The sequence below is a fragment of the Thalassospira sp. UBA4513 genome, assembly GCF_002388495.1.
Taxonomy (GTDB): domain Bacteria; phylum Pseudomonadota; class Alphaproteobacteria; order Rhodospirillales; family Thalassospiraceae; genus Thalassospira; species Thalassospira tepidiphila.
The window spans coordinates 82,925-83,250 of sequence record NZ_DGMR01000008.1 but is presented as its reverse complement, the minus strand read 5'-3'; the positions used below and the strand labels follow the sequence as shown (position 1 = coordinate 83,250).

The 326-nt window shown below is 59.8% G+C and carries 1 protein-coding gene; it reads right to left on the bottom strand.

Features of this window, described 5'->3' with window-relative positions; genetic code table 11:
• Positions 1 to 326 (bottom strand): DnaJ domain-containing protein (locus B2T33_RS03185; protein ID WP_286791133.1); only part of this gene is annotated, 326 nt, incomplete at both ends.

Sequence of the window (326 nt, the reverse complement as noted above, 5' to 3'; positions counted from 1 at the left end):
ATCGCCATGTTGTAGCGCAGATCCGCCCCACGGGACGATCCACCGCCACCGCGGCGTCCGCCGCCCATGGCGCCAAAGATCTCGTCAAAGACGTCGGCAAAACCACCGCCGCCAAATCCACCGCCGAAGCCACCACCAAAGCCGCCACCACCGGGGCCGCCCTGTTCAAAGGCAGCATGGCCAAAACGGTCATAGGCCGCGCGCTTTTCCTGATCCTTCAGGACCTCGTAAGCTTCGCTGACCTGTTTGAATTTGACTTCAGCTTCGGTATCGCCCGGATTTTTGTCCGGGTGGTATTTCATCGCTTGCTTGCGATAGGCGCTTTT